This window comes from Pontibacter toksunensis (genome assembly GCF_042686245.1).
Lineage (GTDB): Bacteria > Bacteroidota > Bacteroidia > Cytophagales > Hymenobacteraceae > Pontibacter > Pontibacter toksunensis.
On record NZ_JBHUOX010000038.1, the window covers coordinates 1 to 20,653 of the forward strand.

Annotated in this window: 12 protein-coding genes and 1 pseudogene; 7 read left to right on the plus strand and 6 right to left on the minus strand. The window is 50.5% G+C overall.

The window, feature by feature from the left end:
* A partial coding sequence (locus tag ACFS7Z_RS25355; RefSeq protein WP_377491581.1) for a transposase occupies positions 1-460 on the plus strand: 460 nt, incomplete at its 5' end.
* Between the two features lie 79 nt (positions 461-539).
* Here ACFS7Z_RS25355 and ACFS7Z_RS25360 read toward each other — a convergent pair.
* Positions 540-737, minus strand: coding sequence for a hypothetical protein (locus ACFS7Z_RS25360; RefSeq protein WP_377491584.1), 198 nt, complete (start codon positions 735-737; stop codon positions 540-542).
* 297 nt (positions 738-1,034) lie between these two features.
* Here ACFS7Z_RS25360 and ACFS7Z_RS25365 point away from each other — a divergent pair, with 297 nt between their 5' ends.
* From ACFS7Z_RS25365 to ACFS7Z_RS25385, 5 genes and pseudogenes are all read left to right on the plus strand, one after another.
* The gene (locus ACFS7Z_RS25365) at positions 1,035-4,889 is read left to right on the plus strand and encodes a PA14 domain-containing protein (RefSeq protein ID WP_377491587.1); all 3,855 of its coding nucleotides are present in this window, start codon (positions 1,035-1,037) and stop codon (positions 4,887-4,889) included.
* 75 nt (positions 4,890-4,964) lie between these two features.
* Positions 4,965-5,162 carry a hypothetical protein gene (locus ACFS7Z_RS25370; RefSeq protein ID WP_377491590.1) on the plus strand — a complete coding sequence of 66 codons (198 nt, stop codon included), beginning with the start codon at positions 4,965-4,967 and terminating at the stop codon, positions 5,160-5,162.
* Between the two features lie 565 nt (positions 5,163-5,727).
* Positions 5,728-6,105: a hypothetical protein gene (locus ACFS7Z_RS25375; RefSeq protein ID WP_377491593.1), complete on the plus strand. Its 378-nt coding sequence runs from the start codon at positions 5,728-5,730 to the stop codon at positions 6,103-6,105.
* A gap of 187 nt (positions 6,106-6,292) precedes the next feature.
* Positions 6,293-7,360, plus strand: a pseudogene (locus ACFS7Z_RS25380) (alpha/beta hydrolase).
* Positions 7,361-7,824: 464 nt separating this feature from the next.
* The gene (locus tag ACFS7Z_RS25385; protein ID WP_377491596.1) at positions 7,825-10,044 is read left to right on the plus strand and encodes an ATP-binding protein; all 2,220 of its coding nucleotides are present in this window, start codon (positions 7,825-7,827) and stop codon (positions 10,042-10,044) included.
* A gap of 206 nt (positions 10,045-10,250) precedes the next feature.
* Here ACFS7Z_RS25385 and ACFS7Z_RS25390 read toward each other — a convergent pair whose 3' ends face one another.
* The 5 genes from ACFS7Z_RS25390 to ACFS7Z_RS25410 all read right to left on the minus strand — a co-directional run bounded on the left by ACFS7Z_RS25390 (position 10,251) and on the right by ACFS7Z_RS25410 (position 18,565).
* Positions 10,251-10,988, minus strand: coding sequence for an IS3 family transposase (locus tag ACFS7Z_RS25390; protein WP_377491637.1), 738 nt, complete (start codon positions 10,986-10,988; stop codon positions 10,251-10,253).
* The gene (locus tag ACFS7Z_RS25395; protein WP_377491599.1) at positions 10,985-11,281 is read right to left on the minus strand and encodes a transposase; all 297 of its coding nucleotides are present in this window, start codon (positions 11,279-11,281) and stop codon (positions 10,985-10,987) included. The genes ACFS7Z_RS25390 and ACFS7Z_RS25395 overlap by 4 nt, the downstream gene beginning before the upstream one ends.
* A gap of 320 nt (positions 11,282-11,601) precedes the next feature.
* Complete coding sequence (locus tag ACFS7Z_RS25400) at positions 11,602-12,516, minus strand: poly(ethylene terephthalate) hydrolase family protein (RefSeq protein WP_377491602.1); 915 nt, start codon at positions 12,514-12,516, stop codon at positions 11,602-11,604.
* A 692-nt stretch (positions 12,517-13,208) separates the two neighbouring features.
* Positions 13,209-17,684: a DUF7619 domain-containing protein gene (locus tag ACFS7Z_RS25405; RefSeq protein ID WP_377491605.1), complete on the minus strand. Its 4,476-nt coding sequence runs from the start codon at positions 17,682-17,684 to the stop codon at positions 13,209-13,211.
* Positions 17,685-18,046: 362 nt separating this feature from the next.
* Positions 18,047-18,565: a 2'-5' RNA ligase family protein gene (locus ACFS7Z_RS25410; protein WP_377491608.1), complete on the minus strand. Its 519-nt coding sequence runs from the start codon at positions 18,563-18,565 to the stop codon at positions 18,047-18,049.
* A gap of 625 nt (positions 18,566-19,190) precedes the next feature.
* Between ACFS7Z_RS25410 and ACFS7Z_RS25415 the strand changes: the two genes are divergently transcribed.
* Entirely contained in the window at positions 19,191-20,507 is a 1,317-nt protein-coding gene (locus ACFS7Z_RS25415; RefSeq protein WP_377491611.1) for a gluconate:H+ symporter, read from the plus strand.
* Positions 20,508-20,653: the final 146 nt, after the last annotated feature.

Below are 20,653 nucleotides of genomic sequence, written 5' to 3' on the forward strand. Positions count from 1 at the left end.
GCAGCTCACCAGCTACGCTGGCTTCGATGTGGTGGAAAGAGAGTCCGGCACCAGCGTCAGGGGCAAGACCAGGATATCCAAGAAAGGCAACGGCAGGATAAGGACAGCCCTTTACTTCCCGGCCCTGTTGGCCAGCCGGTACAATGCTGCCCTGCGAGCTGTTTACCAGCGAATAAACGCCGGGAAAGAGAGCAAGATGGTGGGGGTGGTGAGCCTGCAGCGCAAACTGCTGCTGCTCATCTACTCGATGTGGAAAAGCGACATGCTCTTTGGGGACAGAGACCTAGCTTCCGGAGGTCAGGAGGGAAAGCCTCTCCTTCGTCACAAACACGAAGTCTTTGAAAACAAAGTAGGCAGATCCACAGACCTGCCTATACTGGATGAGCTTCCGTCCGATCTATCGAGTGAAGCTCTCCTTCGTCAAAAGAATATACGGAAGATTTTCCTGATGCTTACTTGATTTTAAAAAAGTACCTTATGCTCCTTAGATTCAGCCCCTCGCCCTTGTAGAGGCGGTACACGCGCTTGTGGTTGTCCCGCTAACCCTCCGCCTGAGCAGGAATAAAGATACGCCAGCAGCCGTAGCGGACCTGCATTTGGGCGATCTCGTGCATCAGTTTCCTGATCACCGAGCTGTTCCTGGCCTTGGAGCGGTAGTACCAGCCGAAGCGATGAAACAGCACCACCTGACAGGCTCTTCTGACCGATACCTGATAATCCTTCTGTAGTTCTAACATCAGCCATGTGGACAGGGGTTAGTCTTAGAGTTCATGCCAATACGTCTATAGGCAATAGTTCAGGTATAAAAATATAAGAAACTGCAGGCGGAATGATAAAATACCTTAAAGCAAATACACTTGGTGATATTTGGAAAAAGGAAATTTTGCTGCCTGTTTTTTATGTCTGAAAAGCAGCGTCTTCAGTGGCGAAAATCTGCACAAGTAAATCCGGAAACCATCTTTAGTTAAAATAAAGAAACATATAGTTATATATACCGTTTGGCTATTTTACATAGCTATAGAAAGTCATATATAATGAACGAAAAACTTTCCATCTCCAGAGGCGCACTTCTTTGCCTATTTCTAATCTTCCTCATTCAAGGCCTTCCTCTTCTCCTCCAGGCACAGTCTTACAAGATCATGCCGTTAGGTAACTCTATTACGGAGGGTACAGACATGTACCCAGGCTACCGGTATGATCTGTATCAGAGGCTGGAGGAGGCGTATATTGATTTCAGTTATGTGGGGACCAAAACCTCCTTTTTTCGCCATAGGTTTGATCCTGGAGGTTCCTCTCCCTTTATTTGTAGTGAAGGACCCACTTATGCTCCCCCTCTTGCCCATGAAGGACACAGGGGCTGGCGGGCAGATGAAATCATCAATGGAAAGCAAGATGCTGCCTCTGAAGGAAAACTGGCTGATTGGCTGCAAGCTTACACTCCGGATGTTGTATTGATGCACATTGGCACCAATGACATGCTTCAAAACCAGTCCGTAACCGAAACCATTGAGGAGCTTCGGGAGATTGTAAGGATTCTGCGCCAGGACAACCCGGAGGTGATCATCCTGATGGCTAAGCTTTTTCCTGCCCATGCACCTACTGTGGGAATTACGGCAGCTAATAACATTATCCTGCTGAACAACAATATTCCGGTGCTGGCGCAGGAATTGAATTCCACTACCTCGCCGGTCGTACTGGTAGATCAGAACACTGGTTTCGATCCAACGCCAGATAGCTACACCTACGACGGCATACATCCTAACTGGAGAGGAGCATACTGGATGATGCGAAAATGGTATGATGCATTAAGAGGCATTTTAGTACCTTATACTACCGCTCCGGCAGTAAGCATAACTGCCCCGGATAACGGTACGGTGCATAAACCAGGACAGCCTGTCACCATCTCTGCAGAAGCATGGGACCGGGAGGAGGGTGTAGCACGGGTTGAGTTTTATGTCGACTGTCGGAAAATAGGAGAGGATTCCACCCGCCCTTATGAGTTAAGCTGGACACCTACCTTAACAGGACATTATACTTTATCAGCAGAAGCCATAGACACTGTCGGTGCCAGAGACGGCTCACACCTCGTTTCCATAGACGTGGCAGAGGTCATAACAGGCAAGATAACCCGTGAGTATTGGGCAAAAGTAGAGGGTAGCACTGTTTCAAGCATACCTGTCTCCACTACACCAACAAGCGTAACGGAACTTACCCGCTTTGAGGCCCCTTCCAATGTAGCCGAAAACTATGGACAGCGCGTCAGGGGCTACCTTACAGCGCCCGCTTCTGGAGAATATACCTTTTGGATTGCCTCCGACGACCACAGTGAATTCTGGCTGAGCTCTTCTGCCGATCCTGCTTCTAAAGTGAAGCTTGCCTTTGTCGAGGGCTGGACAAAACTACAGGAGTGGGACAAGTATCCAAGTCAACAATCGGTTAAAGTACGGCTGGAGCTTGGGCAGCGCTACTACATCGAAGCGCTCCACAAAGAGGGATGGGGCGGTGACAACCTGGCCGTGGGCTGGCAGCTGCCGGATGGGAAGATGGAGCGACCTATTCCCGGTAACAGGCTCACCCCCTACGAAGAAGGTTCTCCGCCTCCCCCTGCTAATACCTATACCCTGACGGTGTCTGTTATTGGCTCCGGCTCTGTGTCGCCAAGCGAAGGTACCTTCTTAGAAGATGAGATTGTAGCACTAAAAGCAACCCCTGCAGCTGGCTATACATTTAGTGGCTGGAGTGGGGATGTATTCGGGGGGAACAATCCTCAGAATGTGTTGATGGACAGGAATAAAAGCGCTATAGCCACTTTTACCTCCACCAAACTTAGTCAAACGATAACGTTTAACCCGCTGCCCGGCAGAACCTATGGTGATGCACCGTTCACCCTTTCAGCTACTGCTTCTTCCGGTTTGCCTGTAAACTTCAGTGTGGTCTCCGGGCCTGCAACCCTAAGTGATAGCACTGCTACTATCACAGGGGCCGGAACAATAGTCATAAGAGCCTCTCAGGCTGGTAACGATCTTTATGAGGCGGCTGTGCCTGTAGAACAAAGCCTCATAGTTGAAAAAGCCCCTCAGGTCATACATTTTCAGGAACTCCCCAATAAAACTTATGGTGACCCTCCCTTCAATCTTTCAGCTACCGCTTCTTCTGGTCTGCCTGTTCATTTTTCTATTGTTTCGGGTCCGGCTACTATCTCCGGAGTTACTGTTACGCTAACAGGTGCTGGTACAGTAGTAGTGAAAGCCACCCAGAGCGGAAACGAGAATTACAATGCGGCTACGCCTGTAGAGCAGAGCTTTGAGGCAACAAGCGCACCAGTAGCCACCGGAGGTATTGATTGGGAGTACTTCTGGAATCCTCCTGCCACTGCCGATCTGCCTTCAGGCGGAAGCGACATCCTGGCAGGGCTGACGCCCGACGGCTCCCGTACCCTTACCACTTTTGCAACGCCACGCTCCCATGGTAACCTGTATGCCTCTCGTGCCAGAGGGTACGTCACAGCGCCAGTTAGCGGGGAGTACATCTTTTATCTGGCAGGGGATGACAAAGCAGAACTCTGGTTGAGCGCAGACGAGAATCCATTAAACAAGTCCTTGATTGCTTCCCTTTACAGCTACTCATCCCCGTCTCAGTACGACAAGTATGCTTCCCAGACATCAGCGAAGGTATACCTGGTGGCCGGGCAGCGCTACTACATAGAGGCCGTGCACCGGGAGAACTGGGGAGAGGACCACCTTGCGGTTGGCTGGCAGCTGCCGGACGGGGCGCTGGAGCGGCCAATCCCCGGCAGCAGGCTCTCCCCTTACAGCGATGGCACCACACCGCCTCCTAACCTGATACCGAAAGCCGACGCCGGAGCGGACAGAACCATTACCCTCCCCACCAACAGCGTGAGTCTTGCAGGCTCGGGCTCCGACAGCGACGGCACCGTCAGTAGCTACAGCTGGAGCCAGGTAAGCGGACCTTCTGCCACCTTAAGCGGAGCAAGCTCTGCAACCTTAACAGCGAGTAACCTGCTGCAGGGTACTTATGTCTTCCGCTTGACGGTAACAGACGATGACCGGGCCACTGCCACTGATGATGCGACAGTGACGGTTAATCCGGCTCCCTCTTCTTCGCCTATCGTGCGGGAGGTGTGGTCCAACGTGTCGGGCCTGAGCGTAACAGCCATCCCTGTCAACACGCCCCCGACTTCCACTTCGCAACTTATTTTATTTGAAGCTCCTTCCAATGCAGGGTATAACTACGGAGCCAGGGTTAGGGCATACGTGCACCCGCCTGCCACAGGTAACTATATTTTCTGGATTGCCAGCGACGATCAGAGCGAGCTGTGGCTGAGTACGGACGAGAACCCTGCCAACAAGCAGAAGATTGCCTCTGTGACTGGCTACACCGGTAGCAGGCAGTGGGGCAAGTACACTTCACAGGCGTCCGTGGCCATCACGCTGCATGCCGGGCAGAAGTACTACATCGAAGCGCTCCACAAAGAGGCATGGGGCGATGACAATCTGGCCGTGGGCTGGCAGCTGCCGGACGGGGTGCTGGAGCGGCCGGTTCCTGGCAACAGGCTCTCTGCGTACATACCTTCCCAAGAGGCCACAGCGCAGCTAATAACTGCAGGTGGCTCAGAGGCCGCTGGCCCGCTGCTCGACTACTACCCCAACCCCTTCACGGAGAACATCACGCTCCGGTTGCTCGGCAGTAAAGAGGACAGGTATAGTATGAAGCTCTACGACGTGAGCGGCAGGGAAGTGTGGCAGGCAGCGGACGTGCCGGCGGACAATACCCTAACCATTGGCAGGGAGCTAAACGCTGGGATATACATCCTGATGATGCATACAGGCAAAGAAGCCAGGCAGTACAAGCTCGTCAAAGCGCAGTAAGCCTGAAAGGCAGGAGAGTTCTTGCCAGCTTTGAAGGAGATAAACAAAATAATCCAAAGCTCTTGCATAGACGCCATGGAGCGGCAAGATTGGCTGCACCTGGCAGGCGAAGCTGTTCAGTTTGCAGTTGCGGGCACCATCGAAGCCGGAGGACAGGCAGGGAGTATGCTACAGATGCGCTGCACAGGTCCTGACCTTAGCGTTCCACACAATGCCCGCCGTGCTGCATTCGCAGGAACTGAAGGAGAGGAAACAGTATGTTCCCGGGACTGATGTCACCGTCACGGTAATCCGCCGATAGTTTTTTCGCTCCTGTGAAAGGACCAAAACAGCGGGTACTGTTCTAGCCTGTGGAGACTCTTCCGCAATTGGGCAGCTTTATGTGCAGGAGAGAGGTTTTCTGCCATAGATGCTAACTGAAAGCCATCAAAAGGGGTCGAAGGTGAATTAATTGGCGTCCCAGGAAACGGTGCATGAATGAAAAAGAGCTTATCGTAAGAAAGGGGGTTATGGGGTAGCCAGTAAGCTGTTTTCAGCAGGATCTCTTCCAAAGCTATCCTTCATCTCAAAATCCCCCTTTTCAGGGGCAGCAAGGGGAAAGAAACGAACTCACTGTGTGAACTGCAAAGAGCCTAAAAGCCATAATGGGATCCCTGCTTCAGCAAACAGGGCATGAACACATATTGCCTGTGGCTTGCTGTCGCTTTATCGGAGGCTTGCCCGAAGGCTCCTGCATGGAAGCTTTGCCTCCTTTCGGCAAGCGGAAATGGTGCGTGTGACGTATACACTGTAGAGGCAAGCAGTAGGTTAACCCATTCACCTTCAAAAAGATACAGCTATGAAAATCAACAAAGAAGACCTGCCCATCGCCATGGAGGCTCCCGGCACCGTGATGCGCAACGCAGCCGGATTCGGGGGCATGGCCGTTGCTTTCAACCAAGCCCCCAAGGGAACGGACCTGAGGCCCTTGCTTCAGGGGCTCAGCAACGACAGCTGCCACTGCCCGCACTGGGGCTATATCCTGCAGGGGGCCATCCGCATCCTCTATGACGACAAATCAGAGGAGGTCGCCCGCGAAGGGGATCTGTTCTACTGGCCCGCTGGGCACACCGCCGTCGTGGAAGAAGATTTGAAACTGGTGGAGTTCAGCCCGGAGCGGGAGTTCAGAGAGGTGATGGAGCATATCGGCAGGAAAATGGCCGACGCGGGGAAATGACCCCGCACGGGTCTGGCGGGAGCCAAGGGCTGGTCAGGTGACCCGGTTGCCGCACAGAAAGAGTAACTCCAAATACCAAAGCATAGCTGCTTTGCTTCGGCTACGCCTTGCCCGCTATATGTACTAATTTTGCGGGAATGCGCGACATGCCAGGGTTGAGTTCTTTGTCTCCTTAACTACATGGTCAATGAAAAAGCTCTTCTTTCTACTAGCCTTTATTTCAGGCATCTGCCAGGGGCAAGCACAAGAATCCAAAGGAAAAGTGATTGTGGAGCGAATCAACTCCCTTGCCTTGCAGAATACCGGAGGCGAAAATCCGGTAAGAAGGGTAACGGTTTATCTGCCGCCCAACTACGACCAAACAACCAACCGGTATCCTGTCATTTACTATTTGCACGGCTTCACCTGGAACGATAGTCTTCAAATTGCCGAAGCTCATTTCGACCAATTGTTAGACAGGGCCATCACGGATGGAAAAATAAGACCAGTGATTGTCGTGATGCCGGATTAGTATACCCTTTACCGAGGGAGTTTCTATACCAACTCCCCCTTAACCGGAAACTGGGCTGATTTTACCGCTAAGGAATTGGTTAACTACATAGACGGGCGATTTCGAACTATTCCTGATAAAGAGAGCCGAGGCATTACAGGTCACTCTATGGGTGGTTATGGTGCAATCAAACTAGGAATGCTTTTTCCTGATGTGTTTGCAAGCGTTTATGCATTGAACCCTAGCACCTTGGCTTTGTTTGAAGAATTCGGAGCAAAGGGCACGGCCTTCAGGCGGGCGCAAAGCATCACGTCCAAAGAAGAGTTAATAACAGGATACAATGAGTTCTTGGCCAACATTGTTGTGGCAATGGGACGGGCCTTTACGCCCAACGCCTCTAAACCGCCATTCTATTGCGAATTCCCTTTTACCTACAAGGGAGACAGTGTAATCGTAAACGAGGAAGTGTTGGAAGTATGGAACAGTAATTCGCCTTTGTACATGGTGGACCAGTGTGCCCATAACATCCGGAAACTAAAAGCTCTGAAACTCGACTGGGGAAGAAACGAAGAATTTGCAATCGTTCCGGTGACCAGCAAGATGTTCAGTAAAAAACTGGAGAGCCTGAGCATCAACCATTATGCTGAAGAATACATTGGTACACACGGCAACAAGCTCTGGACGGAGGACGGGAGAGCATTGAACGACATGCTGCCCTTCTTTGACTCGTACATAAGATTTGAAGTTGAAAACCGTAGAGAATAAAACAAAATCGAAAAGGAAATAAGCAGCACGTCCCGTAACGGCGGCAGGCCAGAATATAGGCTGATGAACAATTTTAAGCAGCAGGTTTTATAATTAGCAACAGAACACAGGCCAGGCTGAGGTGCCTTCATGCCCGTACTTCGGCAAGCGGCAGACGTTAGCTATACTCCAGACAGCAAGCGATGTTTCTGAAATGATACACTTGGAATTGAACCTGCATCAAAAAGAGGATTAGGTATAGTGCAGGTAAGACGGACTGGAATATTGGAATTAAGTGACGACCTATAAACTAAATTAGATATTTTTAGTACCTTTTATAATAGATTTAGACTCCCAGCTGGCGACAATTACTGCCCAAAGGGTGATGCCGCAGAACCGCAGGTGAATAGTTGTGAACCGTAGAATTTTCACCTACAACCTTCCTCCTACAGCCCGTCCCCCTATAGTAGTATCATCGCTGTGTCATGAGGCCAAGCCTTTTGCTTCTCTGTTCTCTCTTCTTTGCCTTTGTGCAGGTACAGGCGCAGCGCATGGCTGACTCCGTCGTGCACCTTCATACCCTGCCTGCTGATGGTGTTGTGCTGGACAAAGGCTGGAAATATCTTTCTGGTGATAACCCCGCCTATGCAAATCCAGGGTATGATGACCGAGCCTGGAAAACCATCAATCCCACGTTAGATATAAATGACCTCCCACAGATTTCTAAACCTGGAATTGTATGGTTTCGTTTGCGCCTTTCAACAGATACTTCACTGGACAGGCAGTTGGCGCTAGTAATTCAGCAATCCGGTGCCTCAGAGATTTATTTAGATGGGCAATTGATCCATCGCTTTGGGGTTGTAAGTTCAAATCCGGCAAATGTGAAAGCCTATGATCCATTGTGGAAACCCGTGTCATTCCCTATAAAAAAAGATACCATACAGGTTTTAGCAGTTCGGTTCGCTACCCAATCCACTATCCAGTATACTACTATGTTTGAAACCAATAACCACGCGTTATGGATTCAAATTAAAGACGTGGAATCGGCGGTCAGTTTTTATCATCAGCAAGCTTCACTTTTCAAGTGGTTTCATGTTGCTATAGTCGGTGTTTGTTTTTTGTTTTGCGTGCTCCACTTTGGCTTTTACCTCTTCTTTCCTTCCCAAAAAGCCAACTTCTACTTTGCTGTTTTTGCTCTCTTTTACCTTACGGCAATCGTTTTACAACATATATTATATTTAGAGGTACACGAGGTAGAATATAAATTTATCTTGGCTAATGCTTCATTTGCCTTTTTCATGGTCGGTAACCTGTTTTTGCTCACCGCTGTTCATTACCTGCTTGAACAAAAAAAGGATATATTCTATTGGGGCCTGATTTTCTATGTAATCATCAGCTTTTTTTTAAACGCGGGGCCCTATCGGTGGGGCTGGCTGGCTGGCGGCGTTCTGGCGCAGAACCTGATACATTTTAATATACTTCGCATCTCTCTTCTGGCTTGGCGAAGAAAGAAAAGAGGGACTTTGATTATTGTTGCAGGCGCTATCCTTTATTGTATTAGCTTTTTGATCTTTATAGCACAGGGTAAACTTGTTAACGTCGACTTTTTTCTGACTATAACGACTTTACGCACCGTTCTTTTTAATATGACCCAGTTAAGCATTCCAATGGCAGCTTCAATTTATTTGGGTCTTGAATTTGCTTTTGTAAATGAGTCCTTACAGCAAAAACTTAAAGAAGTAAAGAACCTCTCCGAAAAAAACCTTGCTCAGGAACGGGAAAAACAGCAAATATTGGCCAGCCAAAACGAAACTTTGGAGCAACAGGTAATTGAGCGTACAGCAGAACTCAAGCTGTCGCTTGATGAATTGAAATCCACGCAAGAACAATTAATCCAACGGGAGAAAATGGCCTCCCTGGGTGAGCTCACCGCAGGCATCGCCCACGAAATTCAGAACCCGCTCAACTTTGTCAACAACTTCTCGGAGGTAAGCTCAGAGCTGGTGGAGGAGCTGCGGGTTGGGCCTTTCCTGAGACTGCCCAAGAGAGAGAGAGAAGAAGCCGGTGATATTCTGGAAGACCTGGACCAAAACCTGTCTAAAATCCAACATCACGGCCAGCGGGCCGATGCAATTGTAAAAAACATGATGCTGCACTCCCGTGCCAACACCGGGCAGAAAGAACACATCGATATCAATGCCTTAGCAGATGAATACCTGCACCTCGCTTATTATGGTTTAAGAGCCAAGGACAAGGGTTTCAATGCGAATCTGATTACGGAATTCGACAGCAGTATCGGAAAAGTAGATGTAGTGCCACAGGATTTGGGGCGGGTGCTGCTGAATCTCTATAACAATGCCTTTTACGCTACCCAGCAAAAGAGAAGCCAGCTAAATGGGCAGTATCAGCCGGAGGTGAAAGTAACCACCCTTCGCTTCGATGGAAGAATAGAAATTAGAATACGCGACAATGGTATAGGTATTCCGGAGCATGTGAAAAGCAAAATCTTCCAACCCTTCTTCACCACCAAACCCACTGGCCAGGGAACAGGCTTAGGGCTTTCGCTCGGTTACGACATCATCACCAAGGGGCATGGTGGGGAGCTGTCTGTAGCCTCCAAGCAGGGAGAGTGGGCGGAGTTTACCATCAAGCTGCCTTATGTTTCTGAAGCCGAAGAGCTTACTATACATACAGACTCTTATTAAACATAGTTGGGGTTATGGGCTAGCCGAAGAGGGGATCAGTGAACCTGTGGAATTGCAATGTTTTATTGGAGACTTTTTCAGGCAGCCACAGTCTGGTTGCACAGCAAGCTTTCACATTGGCATGGCGTCAGATAACCTAGTGCCGAATGTTTCCTTTTCCTGTTATACCATCCTTAGATATACTCGAATACGGCCAGCCGGGCCTCCTACCTGGTGGCAAACTTGTGGTGGTAGACCATTTCAGTCTTCATCGTCTTGAAGAAACTCTCAGCTACCGCATTGTCCCAGCAGTTACCCTTGCGACTCATACTCTGCACCACCGGTATTCCTTCCAGCTGCTCTCTGAAAGCGCTGCAGGCGTACTGCACGCCCCGGTCAGAGTGGAACAAAAGGGAGTGGAACAGGGGCCTGTTTCCCACCGCCATCTGCCAGGCCGCCACGGTGGTCGCTTCCGCCTCCATGTTCTCACTCAGCGCCCCTCCCACCACTTTCCTGTCGGCCTGGTCCAGGATGGCGGTGAGAAAGAGCCTGCCCTCCCCGGTCCTGATGTAGGTTAAGTCGAATACCCATTTCTCTGCCGGCATTGCCGCACTGAAGTCTCTCGTAAGGTAGTTCTCAGCCACTGTATATACATGGCTGGAATCGGTGGTCTGCACCCGGTACTTCTTCCGGACGATGCTTTGTATCCGGTGCTTCTGCATCAATCTGTCCACGCGGGGGCGCGACACGTGAACTCCCTTCTCTTTGAGCTCAACAGTAATTCTGGGGGAGCCATAGCGGCGTTTGCTTTGCTCATAAACCTGTCTAATCTGCTCCACTAGTTCCTGCTCCTTGCGCTCTCTTACCCCAACCGGATGCTTGAGCCAAGAGTAATAGCCACTGGCTCTTACCAGGAGTACTCTGCACATCTTCTCGACGGGAAATTGGTCTCGGTGCTTCTTTATGAACCTGTATACCTCCCGTCTCCCCTGGAGAAGATGCTGATGGCCTTTTTTAGAATATCACGCTCCAGCTGCGCCTCCTTCAGCTCTTTCTGCAGCCTACGAATCTCTCTTTGTTCAGCTGTAAGTTCTCCAGCCTGGATTGTGCGGACAGGGGAGCTTCCTTTTTGCCTCCACTTACTCAGCCGGCCCGGATCAATGCCAAGCTCATCAGCTACCTCTTTTACCGAAACTCTGGCATAGGAGAGGTCAATGGCCATCCGCTTGAAGGAGGCGTCAAATACACTTTTATCCATAACAGTCTAATTTAACAATTTGCTTAAATCTGCCTATCTAAAAGTCTCCAGTCAAATGTAGCAACTCCAGAGCTGCTCTTCTCACTTTCGGCACACGTGCCGGAGCACTACTTTTACCGTCGGCTTAAGTAGCAGCTGGACCTCTCGTTTCTCTATGAAATGACGCGGGGCTACTACGGTAAGTGTGGTCAGCAAAGCATCAATCAGGTGGTGTTCTTCAAGCTCTGCCTGGTGGGTTACCTGGAGAACATCATCTCGGACAGATAGCTCATCGAGCACTGCAGCCTACTACTCCGGGTTTCAGGGAGCCATTTTTTCCTTTAAGGCATGTTCTTTTTCTCAACTCTCCAATTTGGGTTTTTTGAAAGACCTGCAGGTTCACCTGTAAATAACCTGCTTGCCGTTCTGTCTCCCTTCAGCTGCCATTGGTACCATGCGGTGGCAACCTTAGCAAATTCACCACCATGCGGCTGGCTGTAAGTTCCGGCATGCCCCACATCCATATTGGCCATGAAAACCGGTACATGATTGATTCGTTCGTAATCGTCCAAGCCATTGGCATAGGCGATGTCCTTTTCGCCTCCAAGCATATACAGGGTTGGCGAATGAATTTTCCTGAGGTTTTCTTTCGTTAAATTCGGCATGCCACTCCTGCCGTTTCCGGGGGTACTGAAAATACCACTGTTATAAACCACCACGGTGCTGACACGTGGGTCGGAGGCCACTTCAAGTGTTTGTAAACCACCGCAGGACATGCCGCTCACGGCTACTTTGGTTATATCAATTTTATTGTAATAGGGGCTTTTTTTGTCTTTGTTCTGAGTAACTGCCCAGTCAATGGCATCAAGAAGCTGGGAAGATGTTGATTTCCCGGTCCCTTTTTCCCCTTCCTGTGGCATAGGGCCAATAGCGACCACTAAAAAACCATAAGAAGAAATTTCAGACAAAAAGTTTACATGTTCCCAGGGAGAATTGGCACAAGCTCCGTTACCCCAGGCAATGATGGGCAGTTTATTTTTTTTACCAAAAGCGCTCAGGTCCTTCGGGCGGAAGACGGTATGCGTGGGTAATGTAGTTTCGGTAAGCATAATAGCATCGAATGGACCGGTACCGCCGTCTTCCACCACTCTGGACGGAGTTTGAGCGGAGGTGGATGGCCGCTGCGCATAGCCAGGATTAAAAAGACTTAACAATGACAAGGACAGGAAAGCAGAGAGTAACATTTTAGTCGTCATACAGAATTCGATTATGTGTTCATTGTTCATTTATGCCGCGTCATCTTTTAACAGTATTGCAGTTATTTGGACGCTTGACCTGTCACCCGGACGTATGGGTTGGCTGTACTACTACGTGGTCAAACCAGTGACCGTATAACTTTGCTTTCAATGAAATAAGATGAACCGGGGTTTATAAAGGAATTTTATCCAAACTGGTGCGCATTAGCTAAAACAGGAGGAGGTTGCTTTGCTCAGTTCCGGTAGCAGGAGCGGGAATAAAAAAAACATGTGCTCTTTTCCCTTTTGTTCATTTTCTCTTTGATTCCAGCTGCCTTTATTGTCTTCAAACTGGGGAAACCGTAACCTAATTTACCCCTTGAATCTAAAAATCTAGAAGTAATAGCGGCTCTTTTAGCCTCCTGGCTATGGCTATTAACACTTACTTTGTTTGTTAGGTTACGGTGCTTTTTTCAGGGGCTAAGCCGCCGGCCAGGGAGCTGCTTAATGGACGATAAGTCCACCTTATCCCTGGCCTGCCATAAGTCATTCTGCTTTTGGTGGCTGATCCTCACGTCAGGGGTGGCTCCGGGTTTAAGTTAGCTTGGGAAAAGACAAATTCCAGTAAATCGCCGACCAACTGCGTTCTGATGCACGCTGAGAACGTGAGTCTATAACTCAAGTTGAAAAGGATGGCAGTAGTGACTCACTGGCTACAGCAGTGTCAATTTCTTTACGACCTTACCGCGCCCGGTTTGGAGCATCACCAGGAAAATACCTGCTTTTTCACCTGACAGTTCTATCTCCGCTTGCTGAGACTGCCCTGTATCCAGCTTCTTTGTATATAGTAGCTTGCCTGTAAGGTCGTATACCTCCACAGCCTCCACACTGAAATCCGCTTTGGTAAAGTCAACAATGAATTTGCCTGTACTTGGATTCGGGAAAACCGCAATGGCCTGGGTGGGCGTAAGTTGCTCTACCTCGAAGTCTGCTTCATCTCGGCCGCCTACACCCGCGACACTTACTTTACCCGTGACCGCGCCACGAGGGACCCGAACTCTGAATGACGTGCTGGACGAGCTTAAGACTACTGCCTCCACACTGCTGAATAAAACCGTGTCCATTACACCGAACGTTAAAAAATCCTTCCCCTGAAGCTCCACTACTGTTCCCACGCTGCCCTTGTCCGGGTATACCGCTGTTATCACAGGCGCCGGGATGACTTCAAAGGCCCTTGAGGCGGTGCCGCCAGGGGTGGTGACGCTAACGGTGCCTGACGCAGCACCCGCAGGAACCCTTACCTCCAACTTCTGTGCGTTGGCCTGCAGGACCTCTGCCTGGACATTGCCAAACAAAACGGTATTGCGGGTTGGCTCCGGGGCAAAGTTCTCCCCTTGCAGCAGGAGCCCGCCACCTACCCGCTCCATGGCTTTGTCAAACCCTGTGAGGGAGGGGGCATACCATACCCGATAAGCAGCCCCGCTCTGCACCGTACCGCCTTTGGTGTGGACGGTGAATGCGCCGGTTGCCGCGTCGGCAGGAACCCTTACCCTAATGGTATTTTGAGCTGTGCTCAGTACTTCACAATCCATGGAACCAAGTTGCACACGTTCGATCAATTCTGAAGCAAGGTGGTTACCCTGCAGCGTGACTTCGGCACCCACCACACCCTCTGCCGGGCTGAAGCCAGCGATAACCGGTGGCTGGTAAACTGTAAAAAGAGCGGTGCTGCTGGTGCCTGCGTGTTCTGTCACAACGCTTAATGCTCCAGTGCTGGCGCCCACCGGCACCCTCACCTTCAAGGTCGTAGCGTTTCCCTCCAGCACCTCTGCCCGAACGCCGTTAACATATACCTTGTTCACCTGGGGTTCACTGGAAAACTTCAGCCCCGTCAGGACCACCTCAGTGCCGTGCTTCCCTGAGGCAGGGGAGAAGGTCGAGATAGTTGGCGTCATGACCACCTCGTCAGCCACGATTCGGTTTTCCTCCTGTATTTCCAGTGGCATGTCGTAGATACGGTTCACTGTCACGTTGGTGCGGACGGGGGAGTTGTAGTCGAAGAAAATATCAGCGAAGTTCTCCACGGCCGTTTTCTCGGCCAAGTCTGCCTTGGGCTTGATGCTGAACTGGACATAGCCGTGACTCCCCGGCTCGTCGGAGGTGCTGTCAGGCAGCATGATGCTGTGGAACGTCCAGGTGAGGACAGGGCGCCCCTTGCCGCTCACCTCATAGGTGTAGTGGTGGGAGGCGGTGCCTAACTGCAGCGTGCCCAGGTCGAGGTGTTCGGAAAGCGTGTCGACCACCACCACGCGGTAGGCCACATCAGTCCCCGTGTTCTGGAAGCGTATTTTATACTTAAGTGCTATTCCAGTGGGTGTAAAGTTCTCCTCTGTCAGGCCCGCTGGTGTTACTAGCTTATCGTTAGGGTCATAGGAGTCGATGATGGGCAGGCAATCTTCGGCCACCCCGGCCTCCTCGTCGTCTGCCGGTAGAGCGTTCACAAAGCCGGTGCTGATAACAGCAGGCGAGCCTCCCGCCCCGCAGCCTTCCACCGTGGCACTGGCCAGGGTGTTGTCGCCGTTGCCATTCGGCTGGTCCGCCTCCAGCCGGATGGTCCTGCCCATAGCCGGAATCCGGAACACCATGCTGTCGCCGGCGGCGAGCTTGTAATTCTCTATAGTAGCCAGTTTACCGTCCTGGTAAATCCGGAATTGTTCACCCGTCTCCATACCTGCCAGGCCGTTGTTCCTGACCACGAACAGCACATAGCCTGTGTTGGCGTCGCATTTGCCTGTGACAGCGCTGACGGCCGTGGGGGGTGCGGTGGGACTTTTGTTGTCCGGCGTAATCCAGGCTTTGGTGCAGACAGTGCGGCCGCGCACGCTCTCATCTCCGCAGGTCACCATGTCTTCGATGGTGATAGTGCCTTGCTGCCCGGCCGCCAGGTCGCCCACCGTGAATTCATAAGTGCCGTCTGGCGTGCGACTATAAGTTTTATCTGCAGAGCGTAACTCCACCTCCCCCGGGAGCTGCACATACACTTTGGCACCAGTTGCGGTTGCAAAACCGGAGTTGATATAGCGAACGGTTGTGGTGCTCTCGAAGCAGCGACGTCGGCGCGTAGAGGAGACACTAACGGAGAGGTGGGGGGAGAGAACTACCTGATTGGCGAAGTCAGGTCCTCGTGCAGTGGTCCCAGACATGATGTTCACACCTGTATTATCAGAAGTGCAAAGCTCTGAAATAAGTCGACCTGATTCCTCCTGTAGCACCTGGTGTATAGTGTACGTGCCTGGATCCACGGCAATGCGATAAATGCCATCCTCGTCAGAGAGGCCATAAAAGGGGCCGGGCTGCGCAGCTACCAGTATGTTAGAAAGCGGGGCTTCTGTTTTATCCTGTGTACAATCTGCATTTCTGTCGTGAAAGACGGTTCCGGTTATATACCTCCTGCCTGGTAAGTGATCGGAAGCGTGTATTCTAATAATCCCGATGAAACTCCCGGCAGCCAATAAATTGCCTCTTTTGTTAACACCGATGCCGGAGTTAGACAAAGAAAGCTTTTTTATGAGTTCGCCCTTATTGTTATAAATTTTTAAATCACTTCCATAGTTTCCGTGGTAGCTCACAAAAGCATTCCCATTGTCATCAACTGATAGGTTGCCCCAGTTTCTGTCAGCATATAAGGATGAATCGCCGTAAGCCTGTATGAACTGGCCGGACGGAGTATATTTCTGGATACGGTGGCCCACCAGATCCAATACATAAACAAATCCGGAAGCATCCACACCCACAGACTGCGCTCCTGATATTTCGCCTTTGCCATTGCCATATTTGCCAAACACCCCAATGTAATTGCCGATATGGCTTATTTTATGGATGACGCTGTTGGTCTTATCCATTATATACATGGTGCCTGAATCGTCTATTGCAAAATTCGTAACCATACTGCTGTAGCCCGAAGCAACTTTAGGAAGCTCCGTGTAAAATACCTGCAGGGCCTTTCCGTTGTTGTCAAACTTCTGGATTCTTTGTTTCCCATTCACGCCATAGTCGAGCAGGTACACATTGCCTTTCAGGTCTGTGGCTAAGTATTTTGCGTCTAACCGGAAGTTATCAGTATCCTGAGCTGGTTTGAACACAGCGATCAGCGTTCCGCTTGCGTCATGTTTATATATGGCTTTCTGATTACTGTCAAATACAAAAAGGTTATCCCAACGGTCGTATACAGGTAAACTAAAGGCTTTATCCCGGCCATACTTTTTTAGGAGAATCCCTTTAGGGGAGAATTTTTTGATGCTTCCAGAGCCGGAGTGGCGGTCAGAAGCATATATGTTCCCTTTTACATCCAGCTTAAGGTTTATCAGGTCACCCACCAGACCTGTATCATCTACTGCAGATCCACCATGTCCTGCAAACGCAAAGATCAGGTTCCCTTCCGGGTCATACTCTAAAATTCTTCTATAAAAGTCATGTACTATATAGAACCCTCCATCAGGCCTCACCACAAAAGATGACACATCGTTAGGATTATAGCCAGGGCCCTGCTGGTGAGTGCTCATTGTTTTAAGCAGTTCTCCGGAAGGTGAAAACTTATATGTTTTGGTGTTTGTCTCGTACCCGCTACTAGCGTCTAACACATATACATTCCCCTGGGCATCTACCCCTACATCCCGAATATAAGGAAAGGGCCCTGCGGGCGTACCAGTCCCTCCAAACTGCCGCACATACTCCCCCTGTGCATTGAACATATTAACGCGCTTTTGGGTGTAATCAGTAACATAGAGGTTGCCCGCCGCATCTAATGCCGTGCGACCATAAGCTTTAACCTGCCCGGCACCAGAGCCACTGGAACCAAAGGTCAATAACCGGTTTCCGTGAACATCATATTTTACAATGCAAGAGCAATTGTCCAGAGCCACATACAGGTTTTTGGCTGTGTCTACCTCAATAGAATTTTTGTAGCCGTAGATACTTATCTCCCCCAAATACTCCCCGGCTGCGTTCACCTTTGTTATTCCCTCTTGTTCCAGTATGTACAGGTTACCGTCAGTATCCACTGCCACATCATTTTGATATAGGACAGGCGTACCGATTATGGTCTCCGTTTTCTGGAAATCCGGCGTCTGGGGACAGGCAGCGTGGAGTGCAATGAAGAGAAGTAACAGCAAAAGTAAAGTTGATTTCATAGGCTGTCTGATCGGAGTTATAGTCTTGTAAATATAAACATTAATGCATTACTATATATTTTTGTTGATGTACCTGCGCTGGTTTTTCGAAGAAAGCATCCTGTTGAAGGAGGTTTTAATTACTGAACATTCGCCTACACGAAAGGGAGCGCTATTATAGGGAGGTGAGCAGGTAAGGGGGCAGTTGTTTTTGTTTGAGAAGCATAGCACCATCCGCCTTGATTGGGGCACCTCCCGCACTACGATACGCTGTTTAAGTTTGCTGAGGGGAAGACTTCACTAAAGCAAAAACACTTGGATGTTCAGCAGGAACGGCTTTGTAAACGGCTGGTGCCTGGCTACAGGTGCATGCATGTTTTGTGTCAAGCAGTAGTTTTCTTATCTGCGATGGGGTATTCCCCTATAGTGTTCCATTTAACACCGGCTACCTGTTCTATCAAACAGATTTTATTGAAATGCAGTACTGCTGGCAGCTCATACTGGGTCAATCGCCTGAAGCGCTCATCTGTGCAGGTAGAGTTACGTGGGTGCATCAGGGTAATATGCGGTTCATGGTAACTAGGCAGTTGGCAAACTCCTCTTAAAACAGCCCTCCTTAACTGGTGAAATCCTCGGTTTTCCCCTTTGGACGGCAGGAATACACCTTTTCCATCTGGGGTCCTTTGGATGCCACCGAATGTGATACGAACGGGTGATGCCAAGCTTAACGATTGGATGTTCGCCAGCACTTTCTCTATGGGTTCTATTTCGTCTTCGCGGCACAATGTGACGTGGGCTGAAATCAGCTGGTGTTGTGCGGGATTAAACGCAGCCCTTATGCTTTCGAGGATTTCGTTTTCCTCTGAAACGAATAAAGTCAACTGACGCCTGATCTGAGTCATTAGGTTGGAAAAGAGAGTTAGCAACCGGACATACCTGCGCTTACGGGCAGCAGCACGGGAGAGTCGATGGTTGCCATCATCAGCCGCCCCTTCCACTACTTTTATAAATCTGGTAGATGTTCATTTGGGACAAGTCAATAAGCAGGCAACTGCCTCTCCTCACCATGTTGTTTCCCCGGTTGCTTCAGGCCCTGTCTCTCCTGTTTGGCAGGCACCCTGCCCACTTTACCTTTCTTCCCTTTTTGTAGGACGAAGCTGAATCTCACACCTTGCCCCGCACCCCGACGCACAAGACCGCTTTCCTGTAGATGGCCATTCCAGTTTCCGTGAGAGCCATCCTTAGTTTCCCGGAACCAAACCGTAGTCCTTCTACTGCAATCAATCCTATTTGACTTACTAACGGCAGCAGAACCGAAACATGGAGGAGAAGGAAGTGGGAAATACCAGGCTTCCGGCCAGAAAATGAGACACGGTGGAGGCCATAGGCATCGCAGAGGGTTCATCCGCAGTGCCAGAGAGGCGGACAGGGAAGAACATAATAATATAAAAAATTTATATATTAGGAGGTTACAGCGCATATCCTGCAACCTCATGTCCTCAATTGCTTCTACCTAACCTTTAAACCATGTCGCTCCTCATCGTCTTTTTGGGCGTTATTGCCCTGCTTATTCTTACCCTCGCTTTCCGTCTGAATGCCTTCATCGCACTGGTGCTGGTGGCACTGGGCGTGGGGTTGGCCGAGGGCATGGCCGTGAGAGATACCCTGACTTCGCTGCAGAAAGGGATAGGTGACACACTTGGCTCTCTGGTGCTGATTCTGGGATTCGGTGCTATGCTGGGCAACCTGCTGTCGGAGAGCGGCGCGGCGCAGCGCATCACCTACGGCCTGATAAAGCGCTTTGGGAAGCGCAACATACAGTGGGCAATGGTGCTGACGGGCTTTATTGTGGGTTTGCCGATGTTCTACAACGCTGGCTTTGTGGTGATTATTCCGTTGGTGTTTGCCGTGGCCGTGTCTGCGGAACTACCGCTGCTGTATGTTGGCATTCCGGCGGCGGCGGCACTTTCCGTTACGCATGGTTTCCTGCCGCCGCACCCCGGCCCCACAGCCATCGCGGTTATTTTCGGGGCAGATATAGCCCTCACCCTCCTCTACGGTTTGGTGCTGGCGGTGCCTACGATCATCATAGCCGGACCAATTTTCACTCGCTTCCTGAAAAAAGTAAAAACAGAGCCGCCTCAGAATCTCTTTATCCTCAAGCCGTTGGCAGAAGCAGATATGCCCGGCTACGGTATCAGCGTGTTGACGGCGCTTGTGCCGATAGGGTTGATGGCTACCTCGGCGGTGCTTTCCATTGTGCTGCCTGCCGCCTCGCCTGTAAGGCAGCTGTTTGAGTTTATCGGTGACCCGGTGATGGCGCTGTTGATCTCCGTGCTGGTGGCTATCGTCACGCTGGGCCTGAACAGGGGGAAAACAATGCCTGAGGTGATGAAGGTGTGTACGGACTCCATCGCCAGTATTGCCATGATTCTGCTGATTATAGGCGGCGGCGGTGCCTTAAAGCAGGTGCTGGTGGACAGCGGCGTGGGGAATGAGGTGACGGCCCTGCTCAGCGGCACAGATTATTCGCCGTTATTCCTGGCCTGGCTCATTACAGCGCTCCTGCGTGTCTGCCTCGGTTCAGCTACTGTAGCGGCTATAACGGGCGCTGGCATTGTGCTGCCGCTGGTAGGCAGCGCCGGTGTTAGCCCCGAACTGATGGTCCTGTCCATCGGGGCGGGCAGCCTCATGTTCTCGCACGTGAATGACCCCGGGTTTTGGATGTTCAAAGAGTATTTCAACCTGACGATTCCACAAACACTGGCTACCTGGTCTATCATGGAAACGCTTGTATCGGTAGCAGGCTTGCTGGGTGTGCTCGCCCTGGAGCCTTTCATATAGCGGTTTCCGTCAGTATAATGTGGTATCCCTTCAGAGATTCCAATAGAGTTGTTTCCGGTTTCAGGCGTGTTGCGCACCAATGTCTAGACTGGCCACTCAGTAGCCCGACAGACTTGCAAATAATCTGCTGCACCCTTATCTACTGG